This is a genomic window from Bacillus sp. NTK034 (assembly GCF_017303275.1).
In the GTDB taxonomy this organism is placed as follows: Bacteria; Bacillota; Bacilli; order Bacillales; family Cytobacillaceae; genus Cytobacillus.
In genome coordinates, this window is the sequence record NZ_JAFKOJ010000002.1 from 734,747 (window position 1) to 761,348 (window position 26,602).

Sequence of the window (26,602 nt, forward strand, 5' to 3'; positions counted from 1 at the left end):
TGATGCAGCTTGAATACAAGAAAACTTAAGCGCCTTGCCCACCCCCGACAAGCACAAGACGAGCCTCTCGGAAAGGCGTTCTTTGCCTTTTTGGGAGGATCGCCCGAAGTGTGGAGGCGACTGCCCAGGGACGACAGGCATAAGACGGTTCCTGTAAGAAGGCGTTTTTCCTTCTGAAAGGATACGGCTTATGACCCCGAGTCCCTAGGAGCCGAAACAAGACAAGCTTGTGACCTCGAGGGGATAGGCTGCTTGCGCTAGACAGTTATCTTGTCAGCACAGGACCTTTTTGGGCGCATTGTGCTGGTTAATATGTGACAAATTTAAATAGACAGCTCTTTCGAAAGTTTGTATAGATCCAGGTCAAGTGTATGCTCCCTATCCAATATTTCTATTATATCATGGTCAACAAGTTTATTATTTTGAATTCCTACTGCACGCCCGCCTTTGCCTTCAAGGAGAAGTTCTACTGCATGCGCTCCAAGGCGGCTTGCCAGCACCCGGTCGAATGCAGTTGGGGATCCGCCCCTCTGCATATGGCCAAGAACGGACACCCTTGTATCAAAGTTTGTTGTGTCTTTGATCTGCTTGGCAAATTCCACTCCGCTGCAGACTCCTTCTGCAACCACAATGATACTGTGTTTTTTGCCGCGTTCATGCCCCTTTTTAAGTCTCTCTGCTATTTCATCCATACTATAGCCTGCTTCAGGGATAAGGATTGTTTCCGCACCGCCTGCTAATCCTGCACATAAAGCGATGTCTCCTGCATCTCTTCCCATCACTTCAATGATAAATGTTCTTTCATGGGAAGTAGCTGTATCACGGATTTTATCAATTGCATCAATAACCGTATTTAAAGCCGTGTCAAAGCCAATAGTATACTGCGTTCCCGGAATATCGTTATCAATGGTGCCAGGTACGCCCACACAAGGAAATCCCTGCTCTGTCAAAGCCTTTGCTCCACGATATGATCCGTCCCCGCCTATTACTACAAGACCTTCAATGCCGTGCTTATTCATCTGTTCAATGCCTTTTTGCTGGCCTTCTTTTGTTTTGAACTCTTCGCTTCTTGCAGAATGCAGGACTGTGCCGCCGCGATGGATGATGTCACCAACCGAACCAAGGTCAAGCTTCTTAATATTCCCTGACATTAAACCGGAATATCCTCCATAAACACCATATATTTCAATATTATGATAGATCGCTTTACGGACAACTGCACGTACAGCTGCATTCATGCCAGGAGAATCGCCGCCGCTTGTTAATACTCCTATTTTCTTCACAATAATCACCCCGAATGTAATTTATATAAAAATAAGAAAGCGTGTTGTCTGATGCGCTGTTTATTAACAGCCTATAAACCATGGACACGCCTGCCCAGGAATTTTGTATGTAATATAGGCTCTTTATGTAAAGCAGAGCATAGTCTGCTTATCTTATTATTGAACAAAACGCTATTGAATATTTCTAAAATACCATGAAGAAGGGAGCATCTCAACTTAATCACGCAAATTCAAGGAAATACAGAATTGTCGGGATACTGAAAGCGTTTTATATTGAAAACCTGTATTTTTTCACTTTGAAAGCGGGATTATCATGTAAGCCTCCCGCTGGCGAAGATAGGCTTCCATTCGGCACCAGGGTGCAATACGGATGTGCAAAAAATAAAAGCGTGCCCGAAAGCACGCTTTTATTTTACCCCAATAAATTCCTTTAAAAACGAATATTCACCAATGGATTTAAACTTGTTGTACCGGTGGTCAATCAGCTGTTCTTCAGAAAGATCCATCAATTCCTTCAATGATTGATAAAGGACCTCTCCAATTTCAGCGGCCTGAACCTTTACATCTTTATGGGCCCCGCCCTTTACCTCTTCGATAATCTCATCAACAACACCTAATTCTTTTAAATCCGGAGCGGTAATTCTCATGGATTCTGCAGCCTTTTTGGCCTGCGTGGCATCCTTCCAGAGAATGGCAGCAGCTCCCTCTGGAGAGATAACCGAATAAGTGGAGTTCTCAAGCATGTGAATATGGTTTCCCACACCGAGAGCCAGCGCCCCGCCGCTTCCTCCTTCACCGATGACGATACAGATAACAGGCACCCTAAGGCTTGCCATTTCAAACAGATTTTTGGCAATTGCCTCACTCTGCCCGCGTTCCTCTGCGGCTTTCCCGGGATAGGCACCCTTTGTATCAATGAAACAAATTATCGGCCTTTTGAATTTATCTGCTTGCTTCATAAGCCTTAATGCTTTGCGGTAACCTTCAGGATGCGGCATTCCAAAATTTCGGCGGATATTCTCTTTTGTGTCTTTTCCGCGCTGGTGCCCGATGACAGTAACCGGAAGGCCCCTAAACTTTGCAATGCCTCCAACAATGGCTTCGTCATCCCCAAAAGCACGATCTCCATGACACTCGAAAAAATCCTCAAAAAGATAGGAGATATAGTCCTGGGTGGTTGGCCTTGCGGGATGTCTTGCAATCTGCACACGATCCCACGGTTTCATATTTTCATATATATCGGTTTCTAATTTTTCCAAGCGCGCTTCCAGCTTTTCTATCTCAGAGGATAGGTCTACATCGGCTGTTTTTGTGAACTCTTTTAATTCAGCAATCTTTTTTTTCAGTTCCATAACCGGGCGTTCAAATTCTAATTCTCCTGCCATTGGAAGTCACCTCCTGGTTGATGTATCGATAGAATGGCTGATATCTTGTCCTTTAACTCTGTTCTGGGAATCACCGCATCCAATTGACCGTGTTTTAATAAGAATTCTGCTGTCTGGAAGTCTTCCGGCAGTTCTTCACGGATTGTTTGTTCTATGATTCTGCGTCCCGCAAAGCCAATCAAAGCACCAGGCTCCGCCAAATTATAATCTCCCAGTGAAGCAAAGCTTGCAGACACACCGCCCGTTGTCGGATGAGTCATAATGGAGATAATCAGGCCGCCATTATCACTGAACCTTTTTAAGGCTACACTTGTCTTAGCCATTTGCATCAGGCTCAATACGCCTTCCTGCATTCTTGCTCCGCCTGAAGCGGTAAATATAATAAAAGGAACTCCCAATTCATCAGCTTTTTCAATGGCACGGGTAATTTTTTCTCCGACTACTGAGCCCATGCTTCCCATTCTGAAAGTGGAATCCATAACGGCCACTGCAAGTTTTTGGCCATTTACAGTGCCTGTCCCAGTCACTACCGCTTCATTAATCTTTGTTTTTTCCCGATCCTTTTCTAGCTTTTCAATATAATCCGGGAAATTTAGAGGATTTTCAGATATCATGTTTGCGTTAATTTCCTCAAAGCTATTGGCATCCAAAAAGCTTTCCAAACGCTCTTTTGAATTCATGGTGTGGTGGTATTGACAGTGGAAACACACTTTAAGGTTCTTAACCAATTCTTTTGTATACATGATCTTCTTGCAGTTCGGACACTTTGTCATGATTCCTTCCGGCACATCCTGCTTTGCCGTTTCCGATGGAATGGTTGCATATTTCTTCTTCTTCGTCTTAGTGAAAATATCTTTAAGCAAGATGAAACCTCCCTGATAATCGCTGAATCATTTCCATTAATTTCAATAGTGGTCAGACCACCGATTTAAAAATGAATGCCTAACTCTCCTAGGCTCTTTTTATGCTTGTCTGATTATTTAAATATAGAGGATATCAGCTTTAAAATCTGCAAAAAATTGTCGTTAGCCTTTCGACAATTTTCTCAGATTCCTATATACACGAATAACTTCAGATTCATTTCTGGAAATCAATGTCTCAATCAGCTTTGCATATTGTTCCCTGGTTACCATCATTGTCTCCAGATCCAAAGAATTATAATAATCTTTAAGGATAATCCAGATGCGGAGGAAAAGATGATTATCTGCAAGTGTGACGATTTCCAGGAAAAAGTCATCATCTGAGTAGTCTGCTTCAAGAGACCACTTTTTGAACCTAAGAAGCTGCTCTTCTCCAGCCTTTTGAATGATTAGCCATAAACAATCAAGCTCGATCAAAAACTTGGTTTCTTTAACATCTCTTATGGATTTCTTATCCTGAAGAATAAACGTGCTAAGCAGCTGTACGAGCTGATGTCCTCTAAAATCCCTCATAAAAGTCCCCTCGCCCCTCCTTGTCTCTATTAAGCCAAGAAGTTCAAGGGCTCTTAACGCTTCCCGAACGGAAGAGCGCCCGACACCCAGGCGCTCTGACAGCTCTCTTTCAGAAGGCAATCGATCTCCAGGCTTAAGTCCGTCATTTTCAATCATGGACCTAAGCTGTTTAACAATGCCGATATAAACCTTCGTGTTATTTTGAGGTGGATTCACGTATGGAGTCACTCACCTTTTCCAATGACAGCAAGTTGCTTCGTTTTTTCCTTTACTTCTTCAGGATCCACTTTAATGCGGGCAACACCGGTTTCCATAGCTGCCTTTGCCACAGCGGCCGCAACTGCAGGAGCAACACGGGGATCGAATGGCCCAGGGATGACATAATCCGCATTCAGCTCATCCTGATGAACCAAATTGGCAATGGCTTCTACAGCAGCTACTTTCATTTTCTCATTGATATGAGTTGCTCGGACATCCAGAGCTCCTCTGAAAATTCCAGGGAAAGCCAGCACATTATTGACCTGATTTGGAAAGTCGGATCTTCCTGTTCCGACTACCATCGCTCCAGCCGCTTTCGCTTCTTCAGGCATAATTTCAGGAGTTGGATTGGCCATAGCGAAAATAATCGGGTCCTGATTCATGGCACCAATCATCTCTGCCGTTAACGCTCCAGCCGCAGAAACCCCGATGAATACGTCCGCGCCTTTAATAACATCAGCTAGGCTTCCCTTCGCATTCTCACGATTCGTATACTTCGCTACTTCATTTTTTATCTCATTCATTCCCTGCGGGCGGCCTTCATAGATGGCACCCTTTGTGTCACACATAATAATATCGCGAACACCATAGCTGTAAAGAAGTTTAATAATGGCAATTCCGGCCGCACCCGCACCGTTTGCCACAACCTTAATTTCATTCATTTTCTTGCCCGAAAGCTTCAAGGCATTCACAAGACCTGCAACAGTCACAATGGCAGTGCCATGCTGGTCATCATGGAAAACAGGAATATTTGTTTCCTTCTTTAACCGCTCCTCTACATAAAAGCAATTTGGAGCAGCAATATCTTCAAGGTTTACGCCTCCAAATGTAGGTTCAAGAAGTTTTACAGTCTCAACGATTTTATCAACATCGGTCGTATTAAGGCAAATTGGAAATGCATCCACTCCTGCAAAACTTTTGAATAGGACAGCTTTGCCTTCCATTACAGGCAGGGCGGCTTCCGGCCCGATATTTCCTAATCCCAGCACAGCTGTTCCATCGGAAACTACCGCGACCATATTACCTTTCATCGTATATTCATAGACAGTTTCCGGCTTATCATAAATCTCCTTGCAGGGCTCAGCAACCCCAGGGGAGTAAGCAAGGCTTAAGTCTTTGGCATTTCGCACCTGTACTTTTGATTTAGATTCCAATTTCCCTTTATTAACTCTATGCATATGCAGTGCTTCTTCGCGTAGGGTCAAAATTTTCACTCCTCATATTCCGGATAGGATTTATATATATAAAGATAATCAACGTAGAAATATCTGCTGCCGTTCTGCTTGATTATCAGATGGCGCAGGGCTTATCTTCCGCGTCAGTGGTCAGACCAGTTTATTTTTCTTCTTACAAATATACCATAATTGTTATTGTTGTAAAGCGTAATTACTTTAAAATGACGTTATTCTGCCCAAGCACTTTCATAAGCAAATGAAGGAAATCATCTGATGGTGTAATCAGGTCCTCTTCACCCAGGCGAATGGTTTTTCGGGAGCTTTCATAATATAACACCACCTGAACCCGGCCTTCATTTTGCTTAAATAATTCTTTAAGCAAACGAAGATTTTCAGATGTTTCCCGATCCTCAGTAATCCTTAAATATAAAACCGGATCTTTATTTTGCATTTTTTCAATTGCATCCTTCACATCATCAAGATGCTGGACAATCAGCTGTTTCTTCCCTTCCCGTTCCTCTAACCTTCCTTCCGCATAGACGATGCTTCCCTGTGAGCATTGCATTGAAAATCGGTTATACACCTTTGGAAAAACAACTGCCTCCATATCACCCGTCTGATCGCTCAAGGATAGAAATGCCATTGGCTCGCCTTTTTTCGTACGGATCTTTTTCACTTCGGATAAATATGCAACTGTTTTTGCCTTATTTGCATTTCTTTCGAGTTCAAGCAGCGGACTGGCATCCAGCAGGTGAAAAGATGATTCGTAAATTGAAACCGGATGATCTGATAAATACAGGCCCAGCACATCTTTTTCAAATCTCAGCTTGTCCTCGGAACGGATCGGATCTACTTCGGTATATTTAGGCTTAGGAAAAAATTCATCATCCTCAAAGAAATCAGCTTGATCGTCTTCCGGCATAACAAGCTGGGCATGTTCTGCAGCCACATCCAGGCTGGCAAGCAGAACAGCTCTATCTTCCCCAAATTCATCAAAGCTGCCTGAATAAACCAGAGATTCGAGGACCTTACGATTAACAGCTTTTGTTGAAACCCTGATGCAAAAATCAAACAGATCTTCAAAGCGCTTATTTTTCCTTGCCTGAAAAATATCCTTTAAAGCTGCAGCACCTAAGCCTTTTATGGCAGCAAGACTATATCTGATTGAATCTTTCTCTACCAGAAATGAGTAGCCGCTTTTATTAATGGATGGAGGGCTGAGCGCCAGACCAATCTGTCTAAGTTCTCCGATATATTGGGCAATCCTGCCCTCATTTCCTACGGCTGAAGTCAGCAGGGAAGCCATAAAGTAAAGCGGATAATGAGTTTTTAAATATGCCAGCTGATAAGCTATGAAACTGTATGCAACCGCATGGCTCCGATTAAATCCATAGTTTGCAAACCGGACAATTAGATCATATATATCATGAGCAGCTTGTTCATTATAGCCTTTCTTCACTGCTCCCCCTACAAAATGGACACGTTCACGGTCCAGCACTTCTTTTTGCTTTTTGCTGACCGCTCTCCGAAGCAAATCGGCTTCCCCCAGTGAAAATCCTGCCAATTTTGCAGCGATTTGCATAATTTGTTCCTGATACACGATGACACCATAAGTATTTTCAAGAATAGGCTTCAAATCAGGATGAGGATAATTTATCGGCTTCCTCCCATGCTTCCTGTCAATAAACAGCGGGATATTTTCCATTGGACCGGGGCGGTAAAGGGCATTGACAGCCACAATATCTTCAAAGCGTGTTGGCTGAAGCCTTGTCAGCACACTTCGCATTCCCTCAGATTCAAGCTGGAAAATGCCTGTAGTATCTCCTTTTCCCAATAGACTGTATACTGCCTCATCATTTAGGGGAATGTTTTTTATATCAATCTTTGTGCCTGTTTTTCTTTGGATAGAGATTAGGATATTCTCGATTAATGTCAGATTCCTAAGACCGAGAAAATCCATTTTTAATAGGCCGACATCTTCAAGATGCTCCATCGAGTATTGGGTCAGATAAACATTTTCATGTCCCTTTTGAATAGGAATGGCCTCAACCAGCGGGTGCTCGCTGATTACAACACCGGCAGCATGAGTGGATGTATGCCTTGGCAGACCTTCCAGTTTGATAGCCGTTTCAAAAAGCCTTCGATTTAAATCGGATTCCTGGGTGAATCTTCTTAGAGGCTCTGATTCTATGTAGGCCTCTTTGAGACTGATGCCCAATTTGGAAGGTACTTTTCTTGAAAGCATGTCCAGCTCTTTCGGATTAAGCCCAAATGCCCTGCCGACATCCCGAAGTGCAGCCTTGGCTGCAAGTGTTCCAAACGTAAGAATTTGGGCAACATGGAGCTCTCCATATTTCCTGGAGACATACCGAATCACCTCATCCCTTCTGTGATCCGGGAAATCTATATCAATATCAGGCATGGAGACTCTCTCAGGATTTAGGAATCGCTCAAATAATAACTGATGCTCAATTGGATCCACATCTGTAATGTATAAGACATAAGCAACCATTGAACCGGCAGCAGATCCCCGTCCCGGACCGGTTAAAATCCCATTTTCTCTCGAATACTTCATAAAATCCCATACGATTAGAAAATAATCGCTGAACTTCATGCTTCTAATTATATTCAGCTCATACCGCAAGCGTTCCCTATGCTCATCATCTGCGTGCGGATATCTGTCAGCAAAACCCTGCCAGCAGACTTCGGCCAATAGTTCATCGGCACTCATACCTCTTACAGCAGGATATTTAGGAAGGTTCTGTTTATCCAGCTCAAGCATGACATTGCATTGCTCTGATATCTTGATCGTATTCTCCAAAGCATCCGGATAAGCGGATAACAATTCCGCCATTTCCCCGGATGATTTTAAATAATACTCATCACTCTTCAGCCGCTCTCTCGCTTCATCCTGAAGCTTCTCTCCATTTTTAATGGCCAGCAGGCACTCGTGGGCAAAAGCATCTTCTTTCTTTAAATAACAGACACTATTTGAAGCAGCCAGGCCAATCCCAGTTTCTCCGGAAAGCTGTACCAGGAGTTCATGGTTTTTTTTCTCTTCACGCAGCCCATGATCCTGTATAGCGAGAAAGAATGAATTCGGCTCGAAAAGACTGCTGAAAAGTTCTGCTGTTCTTTTTGCCTGGCCGAATTCACCTGCCTCAAGATATTGTTCAATTTCCCCATCAAGGCCGGGAGTTAAAGCAAACAATCCTCCTGCATAGTGCTTTAGCCATTTAACAGGGATGCCTTCAGGCGATTTAGTCTGGACTGTGCTTGTGATTTTTAATAGATTCTGAAAACCCTGCCTGTCTTTAGCCAAAAGAACCAACGGATAAGCTTCGCCTTCGGTTATCTCGCTTAATACATCCACACAGAGGCCCAGGATCGGTTTTATGGACTGCTTAAGACATTCTTTATAAAAGGCAACAGCTCCGTACATGACATTCCGGTCCGTTAAAGCCAGGGCAGGAAATCTGTATTCCCTGGCGCCTGACACAAGCTGTTCTATTCTTGCAGTGCTCGACAGCAGGCTATAAGCGCTATATACATGAAGGTGAATAAATGACACGTTTTTCACACCCTTAATTTCTCTGTATTTTCATTATAGAACGCCCGTTTCCAAAAAGAAAATATGTTCTCTTTTTAACGGGAGCTAAAAAACATATTTTTCTAAGTTTGTCCATATGATGAAGTATCAAGATAATTCTGGCAGGGGCATTCCTGCAGCGAGGATGGATGATATGAATACCCAGCCCTTTTTTTCCACTTTAATTGAGAGTTATTTTATTGCTTTCGGTGTTTTGATAGGAGGTTCAATCATTGGAGGCATGGCTGCTTTTCTGACAGGAAAGCCTCCTTTAAATCAAATCTTCCAGATTTCCAATATGATACGCATTTGGGCTATCATTGCAGCAATCGGAGGAACCTTTGATACAGTTTACAGTTTTGAAAGAGGTGTCATGGACGGACAGACAAAGGATATATTTAAACAATTCATGCTGATTCTTTCTGCTCTCGGAGGGGCCCAGACAGGCGCCATGCTTATTAACTGGCTGACTCAGGAGAACATTTCAGCATGAGGATACCGCCTTACTACCGATTGCCATCCTGGCAGCGCTTTTTAGCAGGAATGGCCATAGGGGGCATCATCAGCTGGTTTATTTTTTTATTTGTTTTTGGGCAATGGCAGGAGAGATACAGCAAAGAAATCAAGCTTCAAAAGGATGCTATTTATGAATTGGAAAAAGATAAGGAAATCTGGCAGGAGGAATTTAAAAAACTAAATAAAGAAAACCAGAAAAAACTGACTGTCCAGGATATTTCCATTAAAATTGTCAACAGCGAAAAATATAAACTGGATTCCTTCAGTGTTTTTCAGCTGGAAGATGAAATAAAAGAGGATATTAGCATGATGGTTGCCAAAGACATCGATACTGTTTATAAAAGCAGCGAATTGATCGAGAAAATAATAGAAAATAAAACACATCGGGTAAATGAAAAGAGATACCGGGTGGAAATTAAAGAACTGGTCATCTATACAACCGTCTCAATTGAATTGAATATTATGCTGGATTAATGCCCGGCTTTTGCCGGGCATTATATTTTAGTCAGCTTTGGCAGACATCCTCCAAATCTCTTACAACCGATTCCATCTCTTCCCATGAATAAATGGAAGCTCCGGCAGCAAGAGGATGTCCTCCTCCTTTGTACTTCCTTGCAATTTCATTAATTATCGGACCCTTCGAGCGGAACCGCACACGGATTTGATCGCTTTCTTCAATAAAGAAAACCCATGCTTTTATTCCCTTCACATCGCCAAGAGTGCTTACAAGCAGGGAAGCTTTAGAAGGCACTGCCTGAAATTCTTCGAGCAATTCTTTTTTCAGGATCATTACAGCAGCCCCGCTGTCTCTCATTTCAAAGTTCTGCAGCACATAGCCCTTCAATTTAACAATATTTGCATCCAGCTCGTACATTTTATCAAACAGTTCCGGCCGTGAAAAATTATAGTGAATCAGTTCACCTGCATATGAAAATGTCTTTTCGGTCGTGCTTGGATAGAGGAAACGGCCGGTGTCCCCTACTATTCCGGCAAATAACAATCTAGCCGCTTCATCAGACATTTTCAGGCCCTGATCTTTGCCGAAAAGATAAAACTCATAAATCATTTCACTGGTAGAGCTTGCGTCCGTATCAACCCACATCATATCTCCATACGGATCCATATTAGGGTGATGATCAATTTTGATCAGTTTATTACCAGCTCCATATCTATGATCACATATCCGTTCCGCATTTGCTGTATCACAAACAATGACCAGCGCCCCATTATATGTATCATCAGATACTTCATCCAGCCTTCTCATATAATGAAGTGTTTCTTCTTCCTTCCCGACAGTGAAGATCGATTTTTCAGGGAATGAAGCCTTCAGGATTTCAGCAAGGCCTCCCTGTGAACCATATGCATCTGGATCAGGACGGACATGCCGATGAATAATGATTGTTTCATATTTTTTAATTTCATCAAGTATCTTCTGTTTCATGGCGCGCTCCTTTTTTCTGAATACTACTTTATTTTTACCATATCATCGTGAAAAGAAAAAGAAAACACAGCACGCTTATGGCAATTTTTTAATAATGCAGGTAGAATAATAAGAGATTGTCGAAATTTGGAGGTTATGAGATGCCTATCTTTGTTATCCTGATTATTCTCTCTTTTTCTTTCTATATTTTCTACAAAGTTAAATTCTTCAGAAGCAGACAGCCGGCTGAAAGACAATGGATATCAGCAAAGTCCAGGATTGCGCTCGGATCATTTGTCGCGATTTTTGGCCTTAATCAGCTGTTTTTATACAACACAACAACAGCTCTCATTGTGGGAATTGTGTTTATCCTTATTGGGGGATTGAGTATTTGGGGCGGTATAAAAGCATATAAATATTACATGCCTCATGCTGCAAAAGAAGCTGAGGAAGCTAGGAAGAATTAAATTTTACCGGACTTCCGAAAATGTCCTGCAAAAAAGCCGTTCAATTGCGAACGGCTTTTTCTTCATTTCTCTCTTAATGCCTGTCAATAAGCTGGCACATCATCATCGCCTTGCCTACAAGGACACCTTCGTTAAAAACTTCAACATCTACTTTTCCGAACTTCCGTCCTACTTCCAATACTTTTGGATAGATCTCAAGCATACTGTCGATCTGAACAGGTTTAATAAAGTAGACCGTCATATTTTCAACTACGAGGTCACCTTTTTTATAGTTTCTTAACACTCTGTTTGCAGCTTCAGATACAATGGTTGTAAAGACTCCATAGGAAATTGTTCCGAGGTGGTTTGTCATCTGAGGAGTAACCTCACAGCGATAAACGTCATCCCCTTTTGTTTTTCCCCGTGTCATAACAAGCTGGTTGGTGACTATATCGTCAATTGTTTCGCCCACCTGCGGCTGCCTTTGGATCATCTGCAGCGCCTTCAGCACATCCTGACGGCTAACAATCCCTTCGAGTTTATTCGCTTCATCTACCACAGGAAGCAATTCGATTCCTTCCCATACCATCATATGCGAGGAAGAAGCAACACTCGTTTTTCCGCCAACCGTCATTGGATTTTTGGTCATTATTTTTTCAATAGGCGTTTCCTTTTCATGTCCCATAATATCCTTGGAAGTGACAACTCCCTGCACCTTCAGATTACTGTCGACAACCGGGAATCGGCTATGGCCGGTTTCACGATTGTACGTTAGCCAATCCGCAATTGTATCGGTTGTTTTCAGGAAAATCGCTTCTTGCAGCGGAGTCAGGATGTCTTCAACGAGTACAATCTCCTTTTTGATCAGCTGGTCATAAATAGCCCGATTGATCATAGTTGCCACTGTGAAGGTGTCATAGCTGCTTGAGATCACAGGAAGCTGCAGGTCGTCAGCAAGCTTTTTAACATGGTCTTCTGTATCAAAGCCCCCAGTAATTAACACAGCAGCCCCAGCCTTCAATGCCAGTTCGTGTGCCTGGGTCCGGTTTCCGACAATCAGCAGATTTCCGGCATCAGTGTATCTCATCATCGCTTCAAGCTTCATCGCTCCAATAACAAACTTGTTCAGTGTTTTATGGAGGCCGGCTCTTCCTCCGAGCACCTGGCCGTCAACGATATTAACAACTTCTGCAAAAGTAAGCTTCTCAATATTTTCTTTCTTTTTCCGCTCGATTCTTATTGTCCCAACACGTTCTATTGTACTGACATATCCCTTATTTTCAGCATCCTTAATCGCTCTGTATGCAGTCCCCTCACTCACAGCGAGCGCCTTGGCGATCTGTCTGACCGAAATTTTTTCTCCAATTGGCAGTTCATCAATGTATTGTAATATTTGCTCATGCTTAGTAGCCAAGACTTTCACCCTCTACAAATTATTCCTTATTTTTCATTATAAGGGTAAAGAGGCCTTGATACAATTGACTCCGGGAATCTTAAATTATCTGCCGAAGGAGCGCACCCGCTTCCTGTCTGCCATTTTTCGCACCTGCTTCCCCGAAGCAGCCGCTTTTTTCGGGGCAAACAGCAATGCAGTCAAGTTTCCTGCAATAACAAAAAGGGCAAGGGCCAGCCAGCTGATGGCAAAGATCCCTTCAGTCCCTCCATTAAACACACCCATTCTTGGAGCGGCATAATAAAGCATCAAGCCGCACAGCAGCAAACAGAGCAAATATCGGTTTTTATCCAATTTAGTTTCCTCCTTTATCCTATCCTCCCTAAAATGTATGCGGACAGGCTGGGAAAATGATTGGTTTCTAAAGAAAAGCGGAAGCGCCTTGCCCACCCCCGACAAGCACAAGACGAACCTCTCAGAAAAGCGTTCTTTGCCTTTTTGGGAGGCTCGTCTTGTGACCTCGAGGGGGTAGGCGCTGGAGCTAGACAGTTATCTAACTTCAGGATTTATACATTCCTCATTAACAAACGCAGCCTCCATCAGAAGCTGCGTCTTCATATTACAATTCGATTGATTCTCCTGCTTCCAGCACCTGCCCGACTCCTGTCTCCAGCATGCTGATGAATTTATGCGGATCCTGCTTGATTGGCGGGAACGTGTTGAAGTGAATCGGAACCACCTTTTTGGCGCCAAGCAGTTCTGCTGCGTATGCTGCATCATCCGGCCCCATGGTAAAGTTATCTCCGATTGGCAGAAATGCCAGATCGATTGGATGACGGTCGCCGATTAACTTCATGTCAGAGAAAAGCCCTGTATCCCCAGCATGGTAAATCGTTTTTCCTTCTAGAGTAATAAGCACACCGGCAGGCATTCCCAGGTAGATAATCTCGTTATTTTCTGTCTCAAGGCCTGTTCCATGAAAGGCAGGTGTCAGCTTCACTCTGCCAAAATCAAAGTCATATCCCCCGCCGATAGACATCCCGTGAGCATTGACACCCTGCCAGCCCAAATAGGTGGCAAGCTCAAAATTTGCAATAACAAGAGAGTCATTGCGCTTTGCCAGTTCAATCGTGTCCCCAAGATGGTCACCATGTCCATGGGTGACAATAATGACGTCCGGCTTCTGATCCTCAGCTTTTAAGTCTGTCAAATCATTCCCGGTAATAAAGGGATCTATTAAGATGGTTTTTCCCTGTGATTCGATTTTCACTACGGCATGTCCATGAAATGATACTTTCAATTTTATGCTCCTCTCTAATTTTAAGTTATGTAAGTTACTTCAACGAAAAACAAGTTATTCCTGCTTTCTTTTGATATATACCCGAATTGGCAATCTTTAAAAAGTTTACAATTTCTTATTTAGTTGCTACTCTCAGAGTATTAGTATATAAGGAGGTTCACTATGAATAATAGATTGCAGAAACTATCTCATTGGATGAAAGAAAATGATATCCAGGCCAGTTTTGTAACATCGCCGGATAATGTTTTTTATTTAAGCGGTTTTTTAAGCGACCCTCATGAACGTTTGCTTGGATTGGCTGTTTTCCAGGAAGAAGAGCCTTTCCTCGTATGTCCGGCCATGGAAAAAGAAGATGCCAAAAAAGCCGGCTGGACCCATGAAATTATTGGCTACAGCGATATTCAGAACCCGTGGGAATTTATTCAGACATCCATACATAAAAGAATTGGAAAAGTAAATAAAGCCGCCATTGAAAAAGAACATATGAATGTGGAGCGGTATGAAGCGATCTCCGGAATATTTAGCGGGGCTTCATTCGTTTCGGCAGAAGAAAAGCTGCAGCAGCTTCGTATGGTGAAAGATGAAAAAGAATTGGAAATCATCCGCGAAGCATGTGCCCTGGCCGATTTTGCGATTGAAACAGGATGCGCAGAGATCCAGGAAGGAAAAACTGAACTGGATGTTCTAGCTGCCGTAGAATATGCGTTAAAGAAAAAAGGCGTTAACGAAATGTCTTTTTCTACCATGGTCCTGACGGGGGCTAACGGAGCTTCCCCTCATGGTACACCAGGAATGACAAAGATTCAAAAAGGGGATTTAGTCCTATTTGACCTTGGAGTTGTCTGGAATGGCTACTGCTCAGATATTACCAGGACTGTGGCTTACGGTGATATCAATGATAAACAAAAAGAAATTTATGATACGGTCTTAAAAGCTCAGCTTGCAGCTGTGGAAGCGAGCAAGCCGGGGGTCACTTGTGCAGCTATTGACCTGACAGCAAGAAACCTGATAGCAGAAGCCGGCTACGGCGACTATTTTCCTCATCGATTGGGCCATGGACTTGGTGTGAGTGTTCATGAATATCCTTCATTAACAGAAACAAACTCACTTTTGCTTGAAGAAGGAATGGTCTTCACCATCGAGCCGGGAATCTATGTCCCGGGTGTTGCCGGAGTGCGGATTGAAGATGACCTTGCTGTAACAGCAGACGGAGTTGAAATTTTAACCAAGTTCCCGAAAGAACTTCAGATTATTAAATAGAAACCTGAACAAGATTCCACAGAAAATCCGGAGCTGCCCAGCACCGGATTTTCTATAAAATAAGTGTCTGGCTCCAGGTGCCATCGGCTCGAGGTCATAAGCCGATAAGCTGGCGCCTACCGCTTTTCCTATAGCTGTTCCAATTGTGTTCCCGTATCTGAATAGTCAAGGTTATGGGCCTCAGCTACCGCCTTGTATGTCACATAGCCATTTAATGTATTAACTCCCTTTAATAAAGCCTCATTATCCAGACATGCCTGCTTGTAGCCTTTATTCGCAATTTGTACTGCATAAGGCACCGTCACGTTGGTCAGTGCAAGTGTTGATGTTCTGGGAACTGCTCCCGGCATGTTAGCTACCGCATAATGAACTACGCCATGTTTTTCATATGTGGGATTGTCATGGGTAGTAATTCGATCCGTTGTTTCAAAAATCCCTCCCTGATCGATTGCGATATCCACGATAACAGAACCAGGGCTCATCGTTTTGATCATTTCCTCTGTGACAAGCTTAGGAGCTTTTGCACCCGGAATCAGTACAGCTCCAATCACGAGGTCTGAATCCTTAACAGCTTCAGCGATATTGTAAGGATTTGAGATTAATGTTGTTACTTCTTTTCCAAAGATATCATCAAGCTGCCTAAGGCGATCCGGATTCAAATCGATCATAGTCACCCTAGCCCCAAGGCCTATTGCCATTTTTGCCGCATTGGTTCCTGCAACCCCGCCGCCGATAATGGTAACATTTCCCCGTTGCACCCCTGGTACCCCCGAAAGCAGGATTCCTTTTCCTCCATGTATTTTTTCTAAAAATTGAGCTCCTACTTGAGCTGCCATTCTCCCGGCCACTTCACTCATTGGAGTCAATAGAGGCAAAGTCCGGTTGGGAAGCTGAACTGTTTCATATGCGATGCCCGCTACTTTCTTATCAATTAAAGCACTTGTCAAATCAGGTTCAGCAGCCAAATGCAGATATGTAAAGAGAATTAACCCTTCCCGAAAATATACATATTCGCCCGGTATCGGCTCTTTTACCTTCATGACCATATCCATTGACCATGCCTCTTCTGCAGTATGAACAATATGTGCACCCGCACTCATATAGTCGTTATCCGAAAAACCGGAACCAGTCCCGGCACCCGCTTCGATATAGACTTCATGTCCAAATTGGATGAGATTCATAACACCAGCAGGGGTCATAGCAACCCTGTTTTCATTGTTTTTTACTTCCTTTGGAACTCCGATACGCATGCTGCATACCTCCGTATTTTAAGTGATATACCTATTAACTTTATATGGCTATTTGAGGGAAAAGTATACAACAGCTTTGCCCATTTTTTTCTCTTTACCCTTTATTGACAAATCCTCATTAAAAAAGCTCTCATGTTCCTATGAGAGCTTGCTTTCTTATTGCAGATTGCCTTCATTCCGTTCGTGAGCCTCCATGTCAAACTCGGCATTCGGCTGATCAATAACACCGCTGTTATAAGCGTTCATGATTTGTGCGCTAACTTCATTTGTACCCTGCTCATCAAAAAAATACGCAGACCCTGCTTTCGGTTCTCTCTTTTCCATTTTCATCTGCTCCTTTAATAAATTTTCTTCAGCCTTACTATTGTTCGATTTTTTGTTACAGATATTCAGATTTTACAGCTGTATAATATAGGTAAAGGAGGAGATTCAAATGGGCATGAAGTATAAAAACATATTAGTCGCGGTAGATGGTTCAACGGAAGCAGAATGGGCTTTTAAAAAAGCAATAGAAATTGCGAAGCGCAATAACGCTTCCCTGGTATTGGCACATATCATTGATACCCGCACGTTTGCCACTGTTGAAGCCTATGACCGCACGATTGCAGAAAGAGCTGACCGTTTCGCAACAGAATTAATGGAAAAATACAAAAGAACGGCAATGGATGCAGGCATAGAGAATGTAAATTATGAAGTCGATTATGGTTCCCCAAAAGTGAAGGTTCCAAAAGATATTGCAAGAAAGCACAACGTCGACCTGATCATTTGCGGTGCAACAGGCATGAACGCAGTTGAACGTTTCATCATCGGCAGTGTATCTGAACATATTACCCGCTATGCCCGCTGTGATGTCCTCGTTGTCAGAACGGATAAAGAAGATGAAGAATAGAAAAATGGCGCTGCAGAAGGCAGCGCCATTTTTCTATTCTTTATTAACATACTCTTTAATGCCAAGAGATTCCTTCGCTTTTTCAATCGCGATGCTTACTTGTTTAAATCCTGTTCCGCCTGCACTATTTCTTCTTTTGACAGCTGTATAAGGATCCAGTACTTCATAAATATCTTCTTCAAACAATGAATGGGCATTCTTGAAATCTTCAAGCGGTAAATCCCCAAGGAAGCATCCCTTTTGTACACAGACAAGGACCAGTTTCCCGACAATCTCATGCGCTTCTCTGAATGGAATGCCTTTATCAGATAGATAATCCGCCAATTCAGTAGCATTGGAAAAATCATTTTTAGTCGCTTTTACCATCTGATCTGTTTTAACCTTCATGGTCCGGATCATTCCTGCAAAGATTTTCAGTGAACCTGTGACTGTCTTTACAGTATCAAACATCCCTTCCTTATCTTCCTGCATATCTTTATTATAGGCTAGCGGCAGACCCTTCAGTACTGTCAGCAGCCCCATAAGGTTACCGTATACACGTCCCGTTTTACCGCGGATAAGTTCCGCCATATCCGGATTCTTCTTTTGGGGCATAATGCTGCTGCCTGTTGCAAAGCTGTCATCCAGTTCAATGAATTGAAACTCCTGGCTTGACCAAAGGATGAATTCTTCACTTAAACGTGACAGATGCATCATCAGGATAGAGCTTGAGGATAAAAACTCAAGAATAAAGTCTCTGTCACTTACTGCATCCAGGCTGTTTTCATAGATGCCTTCAAATCCAAGAAGTTCCGCGGTATACACACGGTCGATTGGGAAAGTGGTTCCAGCCAGTGCCCCTGCTCCAAGCGGAGATAGATTGATTCTTTTTAAGCTTTCAGAAAGTCGCTCTTTGTCTCTCTCAAGCATCCAGAAATAAGCCATTAGGTGATGACCGAAAGAGATCGGCTGTGCCCGCTGCAGATGCGTATAGCCCGGCATTATGGTTTCCACATTATTTTCAGCCTGGATGATTAACTCTTCCTGCATTTCCTGAATCAATTCAACAATCTGCTCCACCTGCTTGCGCAGATATAAGTGCATGTCTGTTGCCACCTGGTCATTTCGGCTTCTTGCGGTATGAAGTTTACCGCCGACAGGCCCGGTCAGTTCGGTCAAATGACTCTCAAGATTTAAATGAATATCTTCAAGTTTTACTGAGTAAGCCAGTTCATCCTTGGCAGCTTCCTCTTTTAGCTGCTGAAGGCCTGTTTTGATTTTTTGAGCTTCGTTCTCAGTGATGATTCCTGTTTTAGAAAGCATGGCAACGTGGGCCATGCTCCCTTCGATATCTTCCATAACCAATTCCTGGTCAAATGAAATCGACGCTCCGAATTCATCTACCCATTCTTCAGCAGATTTTGTGAATCTGCCTCCCCATAACTTTTTCACACTGTCACCTTCTTGCTGTTTTGAACAATGCTCTGCACTTTTGTCGGCAATCCCCAAAGCTTAATAAAGCCAACTGCCGCATTATGATCAAATTCATCATCGGAAGTATAGGTTGCTAACTTTTCATCGTACAGTGAATACGGAGATTTTCTTCCTTCAACAATCGCATGGCCTTTAAACAGCTTCACTCTGACTGTTCCTGTAACAAAGGTTTGAGTCTCTTTCAGGAAAGCTGTTAATGCATTGTTAAGCTGAGAGAACCACAATCCTTCGTATATAAGCTCAGCCACTTTTTTCTCAATAACCGGTTTAAAGTGGGCCAATTCTTTTACCATAGTTAAGTCCTCAAGCTCTTTATGTGCTTTAAGAAGTGTCATCGCTCCCGGACACTCGTAAACTTCACGGGATTTGATTCCGACCAGTCGATTTTCCACATGGTCGATACGTCCAACTCCATGCTTGCCAGCAATCTCATTCAGTTCGGCAATAAGCTCGGAAAGCTTTATACTTTTGCCATTCAAGCTGACAGGTACACCCTTTTCAAAACCAATTTCAACCGTATCAGGTGTATCAGGAGCTTTTTCAAGAGAAACAGTAAGATCGTATGCATCTTCCGGAGGAGCTGCCCATGGATCTTCCAGGACTCCGCACTCATTGCTTCTGCCCCATAAGTTTTGATCAATGCTGTAAGGAGAATCCAGATTAATTGGGATGGGGATATTATTTTGTTTTGCATATTCAATTTCTTCCTCACGTGACCAGCTCCACTCACGAACTGGAGCTAACACCTGAAGATCAGGGTTTAGAGCCTGGATTGCCACTTCAAAACGAACCTGGTCATTTCCTTTTCCGGTACATCCATGTGCGACGGCTACAGCACCTTCTTTTTCTGCTACTTCAACAAGCTTCTTGGCGATCAGCGGACGTGAAAGAGCAGAGATCAATGGATACTTATTTTCGTATAAAGCATGTGCCTGCAGCGCTATTAATGCATATTCATTAGCAAATTCTTCTTTTGCATCAATTACATAGGATTGGACAGCACCAACAGTTAAAGCTTTTTTCTGGATGAAGTTGAGATCTTTTCCTTCACCAACGTCAAGACAGCAGGCAACAACTGCATAACCTTGGTCCTGCAGCCATTTAACTGCAACTGATGTATCCAAACCGCCTGAGTATGCAAGAACTACTTTATTTTGAGACATATATATTTCCTCCTTAGATTATACGTATAAATATACAACTAAATTATGTTTTTATTCATTTATTATTCTCTTACTTTAACAACCTTTTCTTTAAAAATCAATACTTATTCTTAAAAATGTATAAAAATAAATATAATTTCCCCAAAGAAAAAGGCAAAAGCCCCGTTTTGGCTTTTGCCTGCAATAGTTTAGTGATTTAATGCTTCATAAACCGCTGAAATTACACTCCCATATTGACTGATGCTGTATGTGTCACCTTGAAACTTATGCGGATCTTTTATTGGATCGATGACAGGAGAATGTTTTTTATTTGTCAGGAGAGCGATAGCTAAATGATTTTCTCTGTCTATCACCGTTACCGTTCCTGTCCAGCCGGTATGCCCAAATACTTCTTTCCCAGCATACTGGCTGAACATCCACTCCATACTTGAATCTCCGTTCAAGCGCCATCCTAACCCATATGTAGGATTCATATCATAAGGTTCTACAAATTTATCAATTGTTTGTTTATCAAATAACTTTATATTTCCATAGCCCCCATCATTAAGCATTACCTGCATCAGGACAGCAAGATCTGAAGTTGTGGAAAAGAGGCCAGCATGCCCGGATATTCCATCCATTGAATAAAAGGACTTCTCATCATGAACCTCTCCCTGAAGAGTATAGGTCCGGATATTTGGGAAGGAAATGACCCCATCCCTGGTGTTGCCGTGTAATTCAGTTGCGGCGAAATCCTTTTCTTTGAATCCTTTGCGAAGCGGATTAAATAAAGTATGCTTTAACCCCAGGGGCTTATAGATATGATGCTCAGTATAATCGTCAAGCTGCACTCCCGTTATTTTTTCAATAATAAATCCCAGCAGCATATAGTCAATGTCACTGTAAACCTGTTTAGTGCCAGGTTCATACTGAAGGGGAGTTTTTAAAATCATGGAAAGCGTTTTAGTGCGTTCCTGGGAATATAATTCTCCCGCCCTTTCAGGATTATGATAATGGATGCTTGAAGGAAATCCCGCAGTATGGTGGAGCAAGTCGATTATCCGGAGTTCACCTTTCCCTTTTATTTCATCTTCCGCTGAATCTTTAAATTCGGGAAAATAATACTGAATTTTTTCTTCAAGATTGATCTTTCCTTCACTGACAAGATGCTGCAGTGAAAAGTTAACGGCATACATTTTCGTGTTTGATGCTAAATCAAACATGGTTCTTGTCTTCATTTTCTGCGGGTGATTTAACGGATCAGATTCATCAAAGACTTTGGCTGAACCATATGCGGAGTTTTTAACAATCTTGCCATCTTTAATTACGACTAAAGCTGCTCCTGGAAAACCATTTTGTATTTCTCCCTCGATCAGCTTATCAACCTCTCTGAGCTTTTTGGAAGAAAAGCCTGCATCCTCGGGGCGCTTTGCTTTTGACAAGATTGGATATTCTAATGGTTTTTTATGTTTAAATACTTGCTCTTCTGAGCTGCTGCTTCCTGTTCTGCCCAATTCTTCTCCCAGGGCTGCAACGGGGTAAGGCAAAAGCAAACCCAGCACTAGGCCTAAAACTGTTAAATGCGTTATAAACTTTTTCATATTCTCCCCCTTTAATTGTTTTAATATTCCTAATAGTCAATATGTTATTCGATATCTATTAAATCTGTAAACCAATACCTTAGCCCTTTCTATTAAATCAGTACTTGTGGACCAAGTTCATAAATCTTTACATTAGTTCAATAGTAGTATCTGCAGAAAAACGTTGAATACTAAAACATTCATGCACCGCAAACACCTTTATAGTAAAATAAAAACAAGATTATCGTTTGGGGGATTCATAATGGAGGAGCATTTTTCACATAATGGCCGTCTTGGCATTCCCATACCCGCCTTTGACCGGGATTGGGATGAATATTCACCAAAAACACAGCAGATGATCCTGTTTCAATGGGAAAAAATAAGAGGCAGGATTCCTGACCGCATTGCCGAGCTTGAAGCGGAAATAAACAGGAAACAGGCTGAGCTATCAGATGAGGGCAATTTCGAAAGATCATGCAGACTCAACAGTGAAATTTCAGAACTGGCATCAGTCATAAATGATCTGTGGCTATGGTATCGAACGAATCAGGATATTACAGGGAAAATGCATTCATAAAAGAAAAGCGGAAGCGCCCCGACAACTCGAGGGAGCAGGCTGCTTGCGCTAGACAGTTCCCGAAGTAAAAAATTATACTTCCCTGTCATTTTAAAAAAACCTTTCCGCGGCGGAAAGGTTTTTTGCCCTTTATAAATCTTTTCTTAGTTCCCTGACGATATGCCCGAGTTCAGGCAGAATCAGCTTATTCATCGCAAGGCGAACTGCCCCGGATGATCCTGGTGTTGAGAAAACTGCTTTATTTTGCACTGTGCCTGCAGCAGCTCGTGAAAGAATGGCCGCAGACCCGATATCTTCCGTGTAGCTTAGCATCCTGAACAATTCGCCGAATCCGTCAATTTCTTTATCAAATAATTCTCTTACCGTTTCAATAGTCACGTCCCTTAATGCAATTCCTGTGCCTCCATTTGTAAGGACAGCATCAATGCTGGGGTTTTCACATCCTTTTAATACGGCCTCACGAATGAGATTTCCTTCATCTTTGACGATTTCATAGTCAGCTATGACATGTCCTGCCTCTTCCAGCAGCCGGATCATCAGCTTTCCGCTTTTATCTGTTTCTTTATTTCTCGTATCACTTACGGTGACCACTTTGCATCTAACTTCTTTTGGGGCTTCTTTTTTATGCTCGAATGTACTCATTTGGCATCACCTTTGCTTATAATTCATAGTATTCCGGAAGTTTACTGCTGAATGTTTTTTCTTTGCAAATATCTCATTTGATAATATTTATGAGCGAAATCTGTTACTTTTCTTGTTAGCTGATAATTCGTCCCGGCTCCAATGGCCATGCTGATGAAAGGAATTCCCTGTACTGACTTTCTGCGGAAAAAGTAAATAGCCATTGCTTTAAAAAGCTGCTTCATTGGCTGCTCGATCCAGGTTATATCAGTCAATTCTTCTTTTCCTTCATAAAAATAGAATTCTTCCTGATTCTTCAGCTCGTACCTCAGTTCTTCCCAAGCACTGCCCTGCATGCGCGGCGGCAGTGTGGCTGCGTGAAAAACCTTAAGAGAACTCATCATTTCGAATGGAGTATTGACCTCAAAGCCATATGTCATAGCAATCAGCTGGACAGCACGAAGATTAATAACCGCCATAGCAGGAATATCTGTACCCAGCATGAGTGAGCTGCCTGAACCGGCAATGCCGCCTTGTGCAAAAGAATAAAGACGATGCCGGGCAATCTGCTGTTGAGCTATGTATTGAAGCTGGTCGATATTCAATTGCTTAAGGTCTTCAATCGACTCAATATCAGAATGAAAAACACGGCCTGCCGTCAAAATGCGCTCCTTCGCATCCATTTGAAGCTGTGAGCCTTGAATAAGCGCATGAAGATGAAACAGCCAGCTATCCATTGCTGAAAAAAATTGCTGCTGAACTTCTTCAGGCAATAGTGAAAAAGACCTTTCCAATGATTTATCATAAACCATTTCCAAATCATTGGGCTCATAATTCAACAGCTTGTTTTCCCACTCCTGAATACCGGCCAAAACACTTTCTTCCCGTTCGTTCAATGGCATCGCAATTCCTCCCAAAACATTTTTTCTTGGACTCAGTATAGCATAAGTCAGATGATGAATTCTCCTTCCGCCTGATGGGCAATAAATCCCGATAAAAACAAAAAAGACAAGAGCGATAAGCCCTTGCCTTGTTATGAATGTTATTTAGCCAATCTCACTACATCACGTGCAATCATGACTTCCTCATTTGTTGGGATAATCATGACTTTAACTGGTGAATGAGGGTAATTAATGAACGCTTCTTCACCGCGCACTTTATTTAATGCAGGATCCCAGTATACGCCCATGAATTCCAGCCCCTGAAGAACACGATCACGGATAACATCACTGTTTTCACCGATTCCGGCAGTGAAGATAATCGCATCTACGCCATACATGCGGGATGCATAGGATCCAATATATTTGTGGATTCTGTTTGCGAATACTTCAAGAGCTAATTCTGCTCTTTCATTTCCTTCAACCGCTTGAACTTCAATGTCGCGAAGATCACTGGAGAATCCGGAAACACCAAGCATACCGCTCTTTTTATTAAGAACATCAAGAACTTCATCTGCGTTCTTTCCAGTCTTTTCCATAATAAATGGAATAAGTGCAGGGTCAATGTTCCCTGAACGGGTACCCATTGTAACACCCGCTAACGGAGTGAATCCCATGGAAGTATCGATTGACTTTCCGCCTTCAATGGCTGTAATACTTGCTCCATTCCCTAAATGGCAGGAGATGAGGCGAAGCTGTTCAAGCGGACGGCCAAGCATTTCTGCAGCACGCTCTGATACATATTTATGTGAAGTGCCATGGAACCCATACTTGCGGATGCCATATTTTTCATAATACTCATATGGCAAGCTATATAGGAATGAGCTTTCAGGCATCGTCTGATGGAAGGCTGTATCAAATACTGCCACTGCAGGCACATTCGGAAGAACCTGCTGGAATGCCTTAATACCCGTAATATTAGCCGGGTTATGAAGGGGTGCAAGTTCCGAAAGTTCATCAATTTTCGCAAGCACTTCATCCGTAATGACTACAGAATCGTTGAATGCCTCACCGCCATGTACTACACGATGGCCAATGCCTTCGATTTCATCAAGAGATTTAATAATCCCAAGATTTGTTAATTTATCAAGCAGGATTTTAACCGCTACTGAATGATCAGGTATATCAGTTACTTCCTTAATTTTTTCGCCATTTACAGAAATATTGAAGACTGCGTTATCCAGCCCAATACGCTCGATTAAGCCTTTCGTAATTACTTCTTCACTCGGCATGTCAAATAATTGAAATTTTAACGAAGAACTGCCGGCATTGATTGCTATGATTTTTGCCATAAAGCTACCGCTCCTTTAGAAGATGTTCAAAGGGACTGACTTGTCTCTCCAAACCCATACTTTTATATAACAAAGTGTGATACGACACAAAAATTAATACAACCTTATTTTGTGCATCGGCCACAATTAATATCTCTCAATTTTCCATTTAAACACTGTAAGCAATACATTTCAAGAAGCACCTTGCAATGGTATCGTTTTCATGATAAATTAAATATTTTCTGATACTTCCGCATATTAATACATTTAAAAAAGAAGCCGGCAAAATGCTCGGCTTCTTTTCGTTTATCCTTATTTGCTTTCTTTAAACCAGACATCAATTTTCTTGAGTATTTTTTCAGCTTCTGCTGTTTTGGATAAGCTGGGCAAGTTGACCAAGAGGGCCTGCTTAGGCGGAGTGACTCCATCCCCTTTTTTCTGAAGGATAAATATGCTTTTGGCTGCTTTTTCATTTTTGAACATAGTAAGCGGCAGCTGAACCAAACCTTGAATATAGGCATTTTCCTTAATGAACTCATGAAGCTTTGGTGCCTGCTCACTTTCAAACAGCCCATTTGGAATGATAAAAAATAAATAACCTCCAGATTTCACATGATTCATGCTCTGCTCAATAAATAAGTGATGAGAATAGGAATGTCCCTCATCAGCTTTTAGCTTATACTCAGCTGAACGGACATCATTCGGATAGTAGCCAACAGGAAGGTCACTCACTACAGCATCAGCAGGTTCTATAAACAGGGGCTCAAGGCTATCCTGGTTAAAAAATTGAATGGGATGCTCTTGTAAATTGGCATTTATATAAGCAAGCTTAATTAATAAGTCGTCAATCTCAATCCCAGTTGCCTCAACCGTTTTATCCTTTTGGTGATTCATAACAGTTGTCAATAAATTTCCTGTTCCTACGGCAGGATCCAGCAGGCGGAAACCTTTTTCCTGAATGAATTTTTCGACCAGATACCCCATCAGCATGCCCACTGCATCTGGAGTCATTTGATGATTAGGCTGGACGTTCTCTTTCATTCCTTTTAAAATAGCAAGCTGGAAGGATTTTCTAATCTCTTCTTTTGTGCAGTTGCTTAAGTCAATGGATTCATAACTCTTCCTAAGTCTTTTAACTGTTAATTCGCTAAGCTCATCCTGAAGAATACTTTCATGAAATAGATTCTCTCCTGTTTCTGCAAGAGCTTCAAGGTATGTACAATGCAGTTCTTCCTGCATAATCGTAGCCGTTTCGTTTAAAACGGTAAATAAATCCTCAACCGGAGTTATTTTCACAGCTTATTCCTCCCGTCCTTATTCTTTTTCCTATTTTAACGGCCTTTTGTTTCATTCACAAGTTTGGTGCTGAGGGACGCAAAAAATAAAGCCCCGGAACAAATCCG

Annotated in this window: 25 protein-coding genes; 6 read left to right on the forward strand and 19 right to left on the reverse strand. The window is 42.3% G+C overall.

Annotation, left to right across the window (positions count from 1 at the left end; genetic code table 11):
* Nucleotides 1-323: 323 nt before the first annotated feature.
* The 6 genes from pfkA to dnaE all read right to left on the reverse strand — a co-directional run bounded on the left by pfkA (nucleotide 324) and on the right by dnaE (nucleotide 9,105).
* Nucleotides 324-1,283 carry a 6-phosphofructokinase gene (gene pfkA / locus JI665_RS09945; RefSeq protein WP_206839075.1) on the reverse strand — a complete coding sequence of 320 codons (960 nt, stop codon included), beginning with the start codon at nucleotides 1,281-1,283 and terminating at the stop codon, nucleotides 324-326.
* 407 nt (nucleotides 1,284-1,690) lie between these two features.
* Nucleotides 1,691-2,668: an acetyl-CoA carboxylase carboxyl transferase subunit alpha gene (accA, locus tag JI665_RS09950; protein ID WP_206839076.1), complete on the reverse strand. Its 978-nt coding sequence runs from the start codon at nucleotides 2,666-2,668 to the stop codon at nucleotides 1,691-1,693.
* Nucleotides 2,653-3,531 (reverse strand): acetyl-CoA carboxylase, carboxyltransferase subunit beta, encoded by an 879-nt coding sequence (gene accD / locus JI665_RS09955; RefSeq protein WP_206839077.1) that lies wholly within the window; start codon nucleotides 3,529-3,531, stop codon nucleotides 2,653-2,655. Before accD ends, accA begins: the two co-directional genes overlap by 16 nt.
* A gap of 162 nt (nucleotides 3,532-3,693) precedes the next feature.
* The gene (locus tag JI665_RS09960; protein ID WP_211202524.1) at nucleotides 3,694-4,257 is read right to left on the reverse strand and encodes a FadR/GntR family transcriptional regulator; all 564 of its coding nucleotides are present in this window, start codon (nucleotides 4,255-4,257) and stop codon (nucleotides 3,694-3,696) included.
* Nucleotides 4,258-4,325: 68 nt separating this feature from the next.
* Nucleotides 4,326-5,564 carry an NAD(P)-dependent malic enzyme gene (locus tag JI665_RS09965; protein WP_206839080.1) on the reverse strand — a complete coding sequence of 413 codons (1,239 nt, stop codon included), beginning with the start codon at nucleotides 5,562-5,564 and terminating at the stop codon, nucleotides 4,326-4,328.
* A gap of 181 nt (nucleotides 5,565-5,745) precedes the next feature.
* The gene (gene dnaE / locus JI665_RS09970) at nucleotides 5,746-9,105 is read right to left on the reverse strand and encodes a DNA polymerase III subunit alpha (protein WP_206839082.1); all 3,360 of its coding nucleotides are present in this window, start codon (nucleotides 9,103-9,105) and stop codon (nucleotides 5,746-5,748) included.
* Nucleotides 9,106-9,220: 115 nt separating this feature from the next.
* On the opposite strand from dnaE, the gene JI665_RS09975 reads away from it, so the two are divergent.
* Together JI665_RS09975 and ytrI are read left to right on the forward strand one after the other, a co-directional pair.
* Complete coding sequence (locus JI665_RS09975) at nucleotides 9,221-9,616, forward strand: YtrH family sporulation protein (protein ID WP_312886159.1); 396 nt, start codon at nucleotides 9,221-9,223, stop codon at nucleotides 9,614-9,616.
* Nucleotides 9,613-10,113: a sporulation membrane protein YtrI gene (ytrI, locus tag JI665_RS09980; protein ID WP_206839084.1), complete on the forward strand. Its 501-nt coding sequence runs from the start codon at nucleotides 9,613-9,615 to the stop codon at nucleotides 10,111-10,113. The genes JI665_RS09975 and ytrI overlap by 4 nt, the downstream gene beginning before the upstream one ends.
* A 31-nt stretch (nucleotides 10,114-10,144) precedes the next feature.
* Here ytrI and JI665_RS09985 read toward each other — a convergent pair whose 3' ends face one another.
* Nucleotides 10,145-11,080, reverse strand: a complete 936-nt coding sequence (locus JI665_RS09985; protein WP_206839087.1) for a DHH family phosphoesterase — start codon at nucleotides 11,078-11,080, stop codon at nucleotides 10,145-10,147.
* A gap of 140 nt (nucleotides 11,081-11,220) precedes the next feature.
* Here JI665_RS09985 and JI665_RS09990 point away from each other — a divergent pair, with 140 nt between their 5' ends.
* Nucleotides 11,221-11,526, forward strand: coding sequence for a YtpI family protein (locus JI665_RS09990; protein ID WP_206839088.1), 306 nt, complete (start codon nucleotides 11,221-11,223; stop codon nucleotides 11,524-11,526).
* 73 nt (nucleotides 11,527-11,599) lie between these two features.
* Here JI665_RS09990 and JI665_RS09995 read toward each other — a convergent pair whose 3' ends face one another.
* The 3 genes from JI665_RS09995 to JI665_RS10005 all read right to left on the reverse strand — a co-directional run bounded on the left by JI665_RS09995 (nucleotide 11,600) and on the right by JI665_RS10005 (nucleotide 14,198).
* The gene (locus JI665_RS09995) at nucleotides 11,600-12,919 is read right to left on the reverse strand and encodes a CBS domain-containing protein (RefSeq protein ID WP_206839090.1); all 1,320 of its coding nucleotides are present in this window, start codon (nucleotides 12,917-12,919) and stop codon (nucleotides 11,600-11,602) included.
* An 84-nt stretch (nucleotides 12,920-13,003) separates the two neighbouring features.
* Nucleotides 13,004-13,252: a hypothetical protein gene (locus JI665_RS10000; protein ID WP_206839092.1), complete on the reverse strand. Its 249-nt coding sequence runs from the start codon at nucleotides 13,250-13,252 to the stop codon at nucleotides 13,004-13,006.
* Between the two features lie 265 nt (nucleotides 13,253-13,517).
* The gene (locus tag JI665_RS10005; protein ID WP_206839094.1) at nucleotides 13,518-14,198 is read right to left on the reverse strand and encodes a metal-dependent hydrolase; all 681 of its coding nucleotides are present in this window, start codon (nucleotides 14,196-14,198) and stop codon (nucleotides 13,518-13,520) included.
* 162 nt (nucleotides 14,199-14,360) lie between these two features.
* On the opposite strand from JI665_RS10005, the gene JI665_RS10010 reads away from it, so the two are divergent.
* Complete coding sequence (locus JI665_RS10010) at nucleotides 14,361-15,458, forward strand: M24 family metallopeptidase (RefSeq protein ID WP_206839096.1); 1,098 nt, start codon at nucleotides 14,361-14,363, stop codon at nucleotides 15,456-15,458.
* A gap of 128 nt (nucleotides 15,459-15,586) precedes the next feature.
* Here JI665_RS10010 and ald read toward each other — a convergent pair whose 3' ends face one another.
* Together ald and JI665_RS10020 are read right to left on the reverse strand one after the other, a co-directional pair.
* Nucleotides 15,587-16,708, reverse strand: a complete 1,122-nt coding sequence (gene ald, locus JI665_RS10015; RefSeq protein WP_206839098.1) for an alanine dehydrogenase — start codon at nucleotides 16,706-16,708, stop codon at nucleotides 15,587-15,589.
* 156 nt (nucleotides 16,709-16,864) lie between these two features.
* A complete protein-coding gene (locus JI665_RS10020) occupies nucleotides 16,865-17,032 on the reverse strand; it encodes a hypothetical protein (protein ID WP_206839100.1) in 168 nt (55 codons plus the stop codon).
* A gap of 109 nt (nucleotides 17,033-17,141) precedes the next feature.
* Here JI665_RS10020 and JI665_RS10025 point away from each other — a divergent pair, with 109 nt between their 5' ends.
* Nucleotides 17,142-17,597 (forward strand): universal stress protein, encoded by a 456-nt coding sequence (locus tag JI665_RS10025; RefSeq protein ID WP_206839102.1) that lies wholly within the window; start codon nucleotides 17,142-17,144, stop codon nucleotides 17,595-17,597.
* Nucleotides 17,598-17,630: 33 nt separating this feature from the next.
* Here JI665_RS10025 and argH read toward each other — a convergent pair whose 3' ends face one another.
* The 3 genes from argH to pbp4b form a co-directional block, all read right to left on the reverse strand.
* On the reverse strand, nucleotides 17,631-19,028 hold the full coding sequence (gene argH / locus JI665_RS10030) for an argininosuccinate lyase (protein WP_206839103.1): 1,398 nt from the start codon (nucleotides 19,026-19,028) through the stop codon (nucleotides 17,631-17,633).
* Nucleotides 19,025-20,233: an argininosuccinate synthase gene (locus tag JI665_RS10035; protein WP_206839105.1), complete on the reverse strand. Its 1,209-nt coding sequence runs from the start codon at nucleotides 20,231-20,233 to the stop codon at nucleotides 19,025-19,027. Before JI665_RS10035 ends, argH begins: the two co-directional genes overlap by 4 nt.
* A 188-nt stretch (nucleotides 20,234-20,421) precedes the next feature.
* Entirely contained in the window at nucleotides 20,422-21,813 is a 1,392-nt protein-coding gene (pbp4b, locus tag JI665_RS10040) for a penicillin binding protein PBP4B (protein WP_206839107.1), read from the reverse strand.
* A 241-nt stretch (nucleotides 21,814-22,054) separates the two neighbouring features.
* Between pbp4b and JI665_RS10045 the strand changes: the two genes are divergently transcribed.
* Nucleotides 22,055-22,369 carry an ABC transporter C-terminal domain-containing protein gene (locus tag JI665_RS10045; protein ID WP_206839108.1) on the forward strand — a complete coding sequence of 105 codons (315 nt, stop codon included), beginning with the start codon at nucleotides 22,055-22,057 and terminating at the stop codon, nucleotides 22,367-22,369.
* A 129-nt stretch (nucleotides 22,370-22,498) separates the two neighbouring features.
* Here the strand turns inward: JI665_RS10045 and JI665_RS10050 are convergent, their stop codons facing one another.
* The 4 genes from JI665_RS10050 to JI665_RS10065 all read right to left on the reverse strand — a co-directional run bounded on the left by JI665_RS10050 (nucleotide 22,499) and on the right by JI665_RS10065 (nucleotide 26,495).
* Nucleotides 22,499-23,011 (reverse strand): MogA/MoaB family molybdenum cofactor biosynthesis protein, encoded by a 513-nt coding sequence (locus tag JI665_RS10050; RefSeq protein ID WP_206839110.1) that lies wholly within the window; start codon nucleotides 23,009-23,011, stop codon nucleotides 22,499-22,501.
* A 41-nt stretch (nucleotides 23,012-23,052) separates the two neighbouring features.
* Entirely contained in the window at nucleotides 23,053-23,892 is an 840-nt protein-coding gene (locus JI665_RS10055) for an EcsC family protein (RefSeq protein ID WP_206839113.1), read from the reverse strand.
* A 140-nt stretch (nucleotides 23,893-24,032) separates the two neighbouring features.
* Nucleotides 24,033-25,220, reverse strand: coding sequence for an acetate kinase (locus JI665_RS10060; RefSeq protein ID WP_206839114.1), 1,188 nt, complete (start codon nucleotides 25,218-25,220; stop codon nucleotides 24,033-24,035).
* A 291-nt stretch (nucleotides 25,221-25,511) separates the two neighbouring features.
* Nucleotides 25,512-26,495, reverse strand: a complete 984-nt coding sequence (locus JI665_RS10065; protein ID WP_206839115.1) for a class I SAM-dependent methyltransferase — start codon at nucleotides 26,493-26,495, stop codon at nucleotides 25,512-25,514.
* Nucleotides 26,496-26,602: the final 107 nt, after the last annotated feature.